General features: G+C 56.2%; 8 protein-coding genes. 3 read left to right on the forward strand and 5 right to left on the reverse strand.

Translation table 11 applies throughout. From position 1 onward, the window contains the following. Positions 1 to 5: 5 nt before the first annotated feature. The 3 genes from hemL to ACI9KD_RS10035 all read right to left on the reverse strand — a co-directional run bounded on the left by hemL (position 6) and on the right by ACI9KD_RS10035 (position 3,556). Complete coding sequence (gene hemL / locus ACI9KD_RS10025) at positions 6 to 1,286, reverse strand: glutamate-1-semialdehyde 2,1-aminomutase (RefSeq protein ID WP_414981028.1); 1,281 nt, start codon at positions 1,284 to 1,286, stop codon at positions 6 to 8. A gap of 85 nt (positions 1,287 to 1,371) precedes the next feature. Further along, complete coding sequence (locus ACI9KD_RS10030) at positions 1,372 to 1,803, reverse strand: CopD family protein (RefSeq protein ID WP_414981029.1); 432 nt, start codon at positions 1,801 to 1,803, stop codon at positions 1,372 to 1,374. Positions 1,804 to 1,813: 10 nt separating this feature from the next. Then, positions 1,814 to 3,556 carry a chloride channel protein gene (locus tag ACI9KD_RS10035; protein WP_414981030.1) on the reverse strand — a complete coding sequence of 581 codons (1,743 nt, stop codon included), beginning with the start codon at positions 3,554 to 3,556 and terminating at the stop codon, positions 1,814 to 1,816. Between the two features lie 91 nt (positions 3,557 to 3,647). Here ACI9KD_RS10035 and argC point away from each other — a divergent pair, with 91 nt between their 5' ends. Further along, entirely contained in the window at positions 3,648 to 4,685 is a 1,038-nt protein-coding gene (argC, locus tag ACI9KD_RS10040; protein ID WP_414981031.1) for an N-acetyl-gamma-glutamyl-phosphate reductase, read from the forward strand. Between the two features lie 106 nt (positions 4,686 to 4,791). Next, positions 4,792 to 5,145: an iron-sulfur cluster insertion protein ErpA gene (gene erpA / locus ACI9KD_RS10045; RefSeq protein ID WP_414981032.1), complete on the forward strand. Its 354-nt coding sequence runs from the start codon at positions 4,792 to 4,794 to the stop codon at positions 5,143 to 5,145. A 98-nt stretch (positions 5,146 to 5,243) separates the two neighbouring features. Here erpA and ACI9KD_RS10050 read toward each other — a convergent pair whose 3' ends face one another. Both ACI9KD_RS10050 and ACI9KD_RS10055 read right to left on the reverse strand, forming a co-directional pair. Beyond that, on the reverse strand, positions 5,244 to 6,359 hold the full coding sequence (locus ACI9KD_RS10050) for an anhydro-N-acetylmuramic acid kinase (protein ID WP_414981033.1): 1,116 nt from the start codon (positions 6,357 to 6,359) through the stop codon (positions 5,244 to 5,246). A 5-nt stretch (positions 6,360 to 6,364) separates the two neighbouring features. Continuing rightward, positions 6,365 to 7,777 carry a peptidoglycan DD-metalloendopeptidase family protein gene (locus tag ACI9KD_RS10055; RefSeq protein ID WP_414981034.1) on the reverse strand — a complete coding sequence of 471 codons (1,413 nt, stop codon included), beginning with the start codon at positions 7,775 to 7,777 and terminating at the stop codon, positions 6,365 to 6,367. Positions 7,778 to 7,948: 171 nt separating this feature from the next. On the opposite strand from ACI9KD_RS10055, the gene tyrS reads away from it, so the two are divergent. Then, entirely contained in the window at positions 7,949 to 9,244 is a 1,296-nt protein-coding gene (tyrS, locus tag ACI9KD_RS10060; RefSeq protein WP_414981035.1) for a tyrosine--tRNA ligase, read from the forward strand. Positions 9,245 to 9,440 lie beyond the last annotated feature (196 nt).

Here is a 9,440-nt window from a genome sequence, read left to right on the forward strand (position 1 = left end):
AAGCTCTAAAGTGCGGCGAAGGCTGATGCGGCGGCGGCAACGGTTTCTTCGATATCTGCATCGGTGTGCGCAGCGGACATAAAACCAGCCTCGTAAGATGCGGGAGCCAGATACACGCCCAGATTTAACATATGGTGGAAGAATCGGGCGAAGCTGTCCGTATCACAGGCCATGACGTCCGCATAGCTGGTCACACTCTCGGCGTCCGTAAAGAACCCTCCGAACATGGTGCCTGCATGATTAGTTGTAAAAGGTACACCTGCTTTGTCAGCGGCGACTTGCAGGCCGTCGCACAGAGCCTGGGTGCGCGTAAACAGAGGCTCATAAAAGCCCGGTTGAGAGATGATGCGCATGGTCGCCAGCCCCGCCGCCATGGCGATGGGGTTTCCGGACAAAGTGCCCGCCTGATAGACGGGGCCCAAAGGCGCAATCTGCTCCATGATTTCGCGCTTGCCGCCAAAGGCCCCGACGGGCATGCCTCCCCCAACGATCTTTCCTAGACAGGTGAGGTCAGCTTCAATGCCCAGATGCCCCTGAGCGCCGTGGGTCCCAAACCGAAAGCCGGTCATAACTTCATCAAGTATGAATACTGCGCCGCTGGCGGTGCAGACCTCACGCATGGCGCTGAGGAATTCTGGCTTGGGTAGCACGCAGTTCATATTGCCCGTTACTGGCTCGACAATAAGGCAGGCTATCTTGTCGCCGTGCTCGGCAAAGGCCTGCCTGAGACCGTCGACGTCGTTGTAAGTCAGCGTCATGGTGTAATTGGCCAACGCCGCAGGCACACCAGGTGAGCTGGGTACCCCCAGAGTCAATGCGCCGGAGCCCGCTTTTATGAGTAGCGAGTCTGAGTGGCCGTGATAGCAGCCTTCAAACTTTACAATAATGTCGCGACCGGTATAGCCCCTGGCCAGGCGTATTGCGCTCATGGTGGCCTCGGTGCCTGAGTTGACCATGCGTATGAGGTCCATGTTCGGCATGATGTCGCAGATAGTGTCGGCCAGTTCAATTTCTAGTTCCGTAGGTGCACCGAAGCTCAGGCCTTTTTCTGACTGGCGAATGACGGCCTCCCGTACTTCGGGATGATTGTGTCCCATGATCATCGGGCCCCAAGACAGCACATAGTCCGTATAGCGCTTGCCATCACAATCAAAGATATAGGCACCGTCTGCACGGTCGATGAAAACGGGAGTGCCACCTACCGCTTTAAAAGCGCGCACAGGTGAATTGACGCCCCCGGGGATGTGTCGACTCGCGCGTTCAAAAAGTTCCGATGATCGGCTCATGTTGTATGCCGTTCCTTATTGGTTGTTGTCAGGGTTTAAATTATGACGCTTTTGGCGACTGAAGACGGATCCTGCAGCAATGTTGTCAGAATGGCTTGAGGACTACCAGAAACACGATAGCAAACAAAAACAGTACAGGGATTTCATTAAAAAATCGGTAGAACACATGCGTGTGGTGATCTTGGTCAGCATTAATGCGTTTCACGTAACGCCCACATTGGAGGTGGTAGATCACCAGAAAAGCCACGCCTGCCAATTTGAGCCAAAGCCATGTGGCAGCAAGATAGTAATCCACATTGAGACTGATCAAGCTCAGCCCAAAGATGATGGTTAGCGCCATAAAGGGGGTGACAAACCGGTAGAGCTTCCGCGACATTAGTGCCAGTTGAGCCCGGGTCTCCGGGTGCTCGCTCGCCGCGTAGTAGACGAATATTCGGGGTAAGTAGAACAACCCAGCAAACCAGCACACAACAAAAATAATGTGCAGTGCAAGTAACCAGGGATAGAGCGAGGGCATGAGGTGAATCCTAGGCGTTTAGATGGTCGAGGGTGAAGCGCTCGATTCTATCGCGTGTCACGATGCCACGCAGGCGTCGTTCACCCCTACTGCCGCGAGTGTACACACAGACAGCCTCCACCGTGCGCGCTTTCAGGATATCCAGCACTTGCCTGAGCGTCGCTTGTTCCGGGACGACGGCTATGGTCCATCGGCGTAGTGATGACTCAGTGATGTTGCGAACGGGTGCTTCGTCGGTTTCGGTGACTGGAGTCTCCTCCAGCCAGCTCATGAGATCTTTCCCGTTAACCAAAAAGAGATCGTCTCCTTCGCGGCTCACCAGGCACCAATTGGGTACCTGAAGGGCGAGGGTCGCCGAGACTGAGGGTTTAACAGACTCCGCGATGACCACCACGCTACCGTCGATGACGGCGTTTACGTCTGTACGGTGGAGAAGCTGGTTAAGTGGATCGTCCGGGAGTTGACGTCGCAGCTGGCGAATCACGCTGCGGTGTGCGGAGCGCTGTTTGAAGACGCTCAGGTTGGTCAGGTTAGCCAGAATGATGGCCAGCAGAGCCGGCATCGCCACGCTGGTACTTTGAGTCAACTCGATGACTGCCAGGCAGGCCGCCAGAGGAGCCCCGAAAGTTGCGCCCATGGCGGCAGCCATACCAATGGTGACGTAAAGCGTAGGGTCGGTAGCGATGCCGGGGTAGAGTGTGTGTCCCAGCTGCCCAAAGAATCCGCCCACGCAGGCTCCTATCAGCAGCGTGGGGCCTATCAGGCCTACGGGCATGCCAACCCCGACGCTGATTGCGGTTGCGAAGATTTTTGCACCGGCAATCAGTAAGAGCGCACCTAAAGCAATCTGTCCGTACATTACGTTGCCCAGGGTGTCGTAACCCATGCCCAGAGTCTCGGGAATAGCGACGCCTAGCGCGCCGGTAATGGCGCCCGCCAGGGTGAACCGCACAACCACAGGCCATTGACCAAAGCCCGCGCTAATGGTGCTTATACGAATGAGCATTGCTACAACACAGCCGCTAACAAACCCCAAGAGCGCTATGTAGGGTATCTCCCAGAGCGTGTTCAGCTGTACGCTGGACATGTCAAAAATCTCTGAGCCGCCTCCCAGTTGTTGGCTGAGCGCAGAGGCAGCTACGGCAGACAACATGACCGGCATAAAGCCCGCGACCGTATATTCGGCGATGATGACTTCCATGGCGAAAATCACCCCGGCCAAGGGTGTGTTGAAGGCGGCGGCAATTCCTCCGGCGGATCCGCAGGCGATGAGGACGCGAAGGCTATTGTTTGGGAGGGCAAGTCGCTGGCCGATAATGCTGTTAATGGCGCTGCCAAGGTGCACGCCGGGGCCCTCTCGGCCGCCGGACTGGCCCGTGGCGAGCGCGACTACACCGCCAAAGAATTGCACCACGGCATTGCGCCAGGGAAGCATGCCGTAATTGCTGTGCAGTCGGCTGATGACATGAACGATACCCACTTCGCGATCTTCCGGACGCAGAAACGAGAACGTGATGCCGAGCACTAGTCCGCCTAAAACCGGGAGTAGAAAGCGATTGAGAGTACTGAGTGTCTCGTAGTCCTCCCCGCGATTGCCCACGCCCCAAAGCAGCGCAATCTGGTCGATGCCGTGCTCAAACGCAATCACCGCTGCGCCAGACGAAATGCCGGCGATGATGCCCAGCAGCGCGTAGGCGGTGACAGAGTCGTAGCGCGTCAGCGCGCGGCGATAGGATCCGAAACTAAATGCCAAGCGGGAATTCCGGCCGATAAAGCAGTAATGGTAGCAATTCTATGGGACGCTTTGGCGATATACTCCTGCGACTCTGTATAAAGGAGGCATCATGATCAAGGTAGGTATTGTTGGCGGTACGGGCTACACCGGCGTGGAGCTGCTGCGCTTGCTCGTTGCGCACCCGAACGTGGAGATCGTATTGATCACCTCCCGTGCGGAATCCGGGCGGCGTGTGGACGATTTGTTTCCCAGCCTTCGCGGTCATATTGATCTCAGCTTTAGCGATCCCGACAATAAGGTATTGGGCGCCTGCGATGCTGTGTTTTTTGCGACGCCTCACAACGTTGCTATGCGCAGCGTTCCCGCCCTGCTCGCTGCCGGAACCCGAGTTATTGATCTCTCGGCTGACTTTCGTATTCGGGACGTCAAGCTATGGGAGCACTGGTATGGCGAGACGCATGTTTGCCCGGAATTGCTTAGCCAAGCTGTTTATGGACTGCCTGAACGTAATCGCGAGGATATTCGCACTGCGCAACTATTGGCCTGTCCCGGCTGTTATCCCACGGCGGTGCAGTTGGGCTATATGCCACTGTTGGCGGCAGGTTTGATCGATCCGCAATCGCTAATCGCCAATGCAGTCTCCGGCGTGAGTGGTGCCGGCCGTCAGGCCAAGATCGATAACCTGCTCGCGGAGGCCAGTGACAGTTTCAAGGCTTATGCCGTGAGTGGTCATAGGCACTTGCCAGAGATCGAGCAGGGTTTGTCTGATATCGCGGGGAGCGAGGTGTCTCTGACTTTTGTTCCACATCTGGCGCCAATGATTCGCGGCATCCACGCCACACTCTATGCCTCACTGAATGAGGCGGGACGTGCTGCCAACTTGCAGAGCGTGTTTGAGGACTTTTATCAGGACGAGCCTTTTGTGGACGTGCTGCCGGTAGGGCAATATCCGCAGACGCGCAGTGTTCGCGGGGCTAATACCTGCCAGTTGGGTCTCACGGTGCCCGAGAATAAAGGCACTGTTGTGGTAACGGCGGTGGAGGATAACCTGGTGAAAGGTGCAGCCGGGCAGGCGATTCAGTGTATGAACCTTATGTTTGGGCAAGAGGAGAGTCTGGGTATTTCGCAACCGGGCCTGCTGCCATAAATGAAACCTTGTATAGCGATCGAGGGCAGCTATCGCTATACTTGAGTCTCACACTTGGTTTTATCGCGCCACTATTTTTAAATAGGCGCGTGGTGTCCGGAGTAGCATGACTGTCGCAGAAGCCTTTGATCCAAACGCTATTACTTTGTCAGACCGTGCGGTCAACAAAGTACGTGAGCTCGTGAATGAAGAAGAAAACATTGCACTCAAGCTCCGCGTATTCGTTACCGGCGGCGGATGCTCCGGGTTCCAATACGGATTTTCTTTCGACGAAGACGCCGCGGAAGACGATACAACTATAGAGCGAGAGGGTGTTACTGTCCTTGTGGACCCCATGAGCTTTCCATATCTGGCGGGTTCTCAGGTCGACTACAGCGAGGGCCTCGAGGGCTCACGCTTTATTTTGAACAACCCCAACGCGACCACAACCTGTGGATGCGGGGCTTCATTTTCTGTCTAGCGATTTTTTTCGCCTTCTAAGTCTGTCCATTTAGCACGCTAATAGCTCGTCATTTAAGACGCTAATAGCTGCTAAGACGCTCACAGTTTCGCGATAGCTTAAGCCGGATAAATCGCGCCCAGCACTCTCGGTCCCGATGCACCCGTAACGCGTTCTGCATTGCCGGGCTGACCAGCTAGCGTGCGGCTTGCCAGCCAGGCAAAGGCGCAGGCCTCTACCCATTCTGAGGCCAGGCCCAGCTCATCTGTGGTTCCAAGTCGAACGTGCATCGCAGTTAGACGCGTATGCAGCCGTCGCATCAGATCCGTATTACGGGCGCCGCCGCCGCATATAAATAGCGCCTCGGGGGGGCGCTCGCAACGCTGCACACTATTGGTGATGGCAAACGCAGTTAACTCCGCGAGCGTAGCCTGCACAGCGCCGGGGTTTGTATCGCCGTTCAGCTGTGCATCTAGCCATTTCAAATTGAATAATTCGGGACCGGTACTTCTAGGGCCCGCTCGCGTGAAGTAGGGGTCCTGAATCAATTGGCTCAGCAGTGTTTCGTCGGCCTGATGTTCCGCTGACCACGCGCCGTCGGCATCGAAAGCGTCTCCGCTGTGTCGTCGAATCCACGCATCGAGCAATGTGTTGCCGGGGCCGCAGTCGAACCCCGCAGCCACGGTAGAGCCGTCTAGGAGCGTCGCATTGGATATGCCGCCAATATTTACGATGGCTCTGCATTGGTCGTCTTGCCCAAACTGGGATGCGTGGAACAGTGGGACCAGCGGTGCGCCTTGGCCCCCTGCAGCAATATCGCGCCGGCGAAAGTCCGCCACGGTGGTGATGCCGGTGAGCTCGGTGATGCTGGACGGGTCACCGATCTGCAGTGAATAGCGTCCTTCTATAGGGCCGTGAGGTCGATGACGAACTGTTTGTCCGTGACTGCCAATCGCCGTGATGTCTGTGGGCTTGTAGCTACTTCTGCTCAGCAGCGCGTTGGCTGCGCGACCAAACTCAAGTCCTACCGCGCGATCAAGCGTTGCAAGCTTGTCAACGCTATCAATGTCTCCTGCAGCTAATGCGGCGAGCTGGCTGCGTAGCGCAGGATCATAGGATTGACTGTGTGTATCTGTGAGGTGGGTTTGCCCGTCGGACAACTCGACAAGGACGGCATCAATACCGTCCATGCTCGTGCCGGACATGAGCCCAATGAACAGGCCTTGGGGCGCCACGCTAGTCAGGGCGCGCCGATATCGCCGTTTGCGGTTACTGAAGCGAGGCGTCGTTCTTCGCGCAGTTGCGCCAATCGGGTCGACGCGTCAGCTATTGCTATGTTAAAGCGGGGCATCTCTTCCTTGGGGAGCGATTTAGCTTTTGGCAGGCTCTTATGAATAGTGCGCGGGTTGCGATGCACGCCACCGACCAGAAATTCGTAGTGCAAGTGCGGGCCCGTTGCCGCGCCGGTTGATCCCACAGTGCCGATCACTTGGCTTTGGACCACGCGTTGACCGCTCTTCACTTTACGCTTGTTCAAGTGGAGGTACTTGGTGATATAGCGGTCGCCATGCTGAATGAACACGTAGTTGCCATTCGCGCGGCTGTAGCCGGCTTCCACAACTCGGCCGTCTCCGGCAGAGAACACGGGAGTCCCGCGAGGCGCCGCGTAGTCCGTGCCGTTGTGAGGGCGAACTGTTTTGTAAATGGGGTGTTTCCGTCGGGGGTTGAATCCGGAGCTAATACGCGTGAAGTCCACCGGGGCCATCAAGAAAGCCTTGCGCATACTCACGCCGTGTTCGTTGTAGTAGCTGGTCATGCCCTTGCTGTCGATGTAGCGATACGCGTCGAAGCGTTCGCCGCGGTTGGTGTACGAAGCGGCAACGACTTTACCGTCTTCGTACTTTTCGCCATCGAGATAGAGCTCCTCATAGAGAATCTCCATCGTATCGCCCTTGCGTGGGTCCATCACAAAGTCGATGACGCCGCCCAATATGATGGCCGCCTCCATTATGAGGTTACTGGATAGACCCGCCTCTCGCCCCGCGAGGAATAGTGATGACTCGATTTCCACCGTCGCCCAACTCAGGCGTTGCTCGGGTTCACGCACCGCACGTTCAGAGGAAAACCCCCCGTCCATGCGCCGATAAACAACGGACTGTAGGCCGTCTATGGTGTGGCGTACCGCCGCAAGGCCGCCGCTCTCATCGCGAAGGAAAGAGAGGCTCTGACCCGGAAAAATGCGCTCGAGGTCCCGCCCCTGGGGAGCGGTGTGTACGATTTGATAAACGTCGGCGGTACCGAAACGGGCGCGTTTAAAAAGAAGAGAAAGATTGTCGCCGCTGCGCACAATGAACTCCTCCCAGGGCTGAGATGCCGGAGGAGTGGGTTCTTCGGTAAGGCTTCCCACCGTTGCTACGGCTTTGGCAGCCTCGATCATGGGCGCCACTTCTACTGTGGAAACTGCTTCGGGACCTGTCATCAATTCGGTCTCAGCCACGCTCCGCGTGGCGTTCACGTCACCCGAGGGCGTTATGATTGCAGCCAGCGCTACAAGCGCAGACAGGCCGGCAACAACGAGAAGGTGGTGGTGAGAAATACCTTGGCGGTCAGCGATGGGAGTCGCTCCTCGGGGTGTTTTTTTATGGGTGATCATGTCACTTGCCCGGTTGCTGGGTGCTGAGTATATAAAAAAGGCACGTTTTAGCGATAGTGACGGATTTCACCTCTTGCGTTCGTCGTTCGGTGCGGTAAGGTCGCCAGCCTTTTAACCAGATTGAATATTGAGAGCTGGCTCGCAGCCAGCTCCGCAACAAAAGTGATGGCCATGACTAGTGTACTGCTTGCTGAACTACAACAGCGGGAACTGATATTTCAGATCGCCGGCGAAGACAAGCTTCCCGAATGGCTGGACGGCGGTTCGCGTTCTTTATACTGCGGATTTGATCCTACCGCTGACAGCTTGCACATTGGCTCCCTCGTGCCTCTATTGATGCTACGGCGCTTCCAGTTGGCCGGACATCGCCCCATTGCACTCGTTGGCGGCGCGACCGGCCTCATTGGTGACCCCAGCTTCAAGGCTCAGGAGCGGCAGCTCAATACACCGGATGTGGTGGAGAGCTGGGTTGAAAAACTACGTAATCAGGTATCCCGTTTTGTGGATTTCGACGCAGGCGCCCAAAGCGCGTTGGTAGTGAACAACCTGGAGTGGACCCGCGATCTGGACGTGCTCACGTTTCTGCGAGATATAGGTAAGCACTTTTCTATCAATTCGATGATCCAAAAAGAGTCGGTGAAGCAGCGTATTGAGCGTGAAGGCAGTGGCATCAGTTTTACCGAGTTCGCCTATATGATCCTTCAGTCCTATGACTTTGCCGAGCTGTACAAGCGCTATGACTGCGGGCTTCAGCTTGGTGGATCGGATCAGTGGGGCAATATCACCGGGGGTATCGATCTGGCTCGTCGGCTACATGGGGGCCAGGTCTTCGGCCTGACCATGCCGCTGATCACCAAGTCTGACGGTAGTAAGTTCGGCAAAACAGAGTCCGGCACGATTTGGTTGGATGCAGCGCGAACATCGCCCTACAGCTTTTATCAGTTTTGGCTGTCCGTGGCCGACAGTGATGCTTATCGATTCCTGCGGTACTTCACGTTTCTGACAGTGGCGGATATCGCGGGCATTGAGCGAGCGGATGCTGAGCGTAGTGGTCGTCCTGAGGCCCAGCGTATTCTGGCGGAAGAGGTCACGCGGTTGGTACACGGTGATGAGGGCCTGGCTGCGGCGAAGCGTATTACCGAGAGCCTGTTCCGTGGGGAGCCCGCCGCGCTCTCTGAGCCCGATCTTGAGCAACTGATGCTCGATGGCCTGCCCTCGAGTGTGTTGTCGCCAGATGACCTGCCCGAGACTTTAACGCAGCTTTTGGCGGATGCTGGGCTGGCGGGATCAGGGAAGCAGATAAAAGACGCATTGCAGCGCGAGGCGGTAATCATCAATGGCAGGGCATTGAGCATGTCTGATAACGCGTCCGTAGTTAATGTGTTTGCCTCGGAGAAGGCTTTGTATGGGCGCTTTTACCTGGTTCGGCTGGGTAAGAAGAAGTACCACCTGTTCGCCCGCGCTTAAGTATCGCAGCTGCCCGATTCGGGGCGCTTTAAAAGTAATTCGAAATATCGCTTGCACGGGTTTAACTTGTGAGTATAATTCGCCTCCCCGCTGATCTGATGATCGGCAGGAAAGCATCAAACCCCAGCGGTTTGATGGATATTTAACAAGAAGATGAAGACAGAAGTGTGGGCACTTGTTGGGATAGTTGTTTATG

It is taken from the genome of Congregibacter sp., assembly GCF_047617445.1.
GTDB lineage: Bacteria > Pseudomonadota > Gammaproteobacteria > Pseudomonadales > Halieaceae > Congregibacter.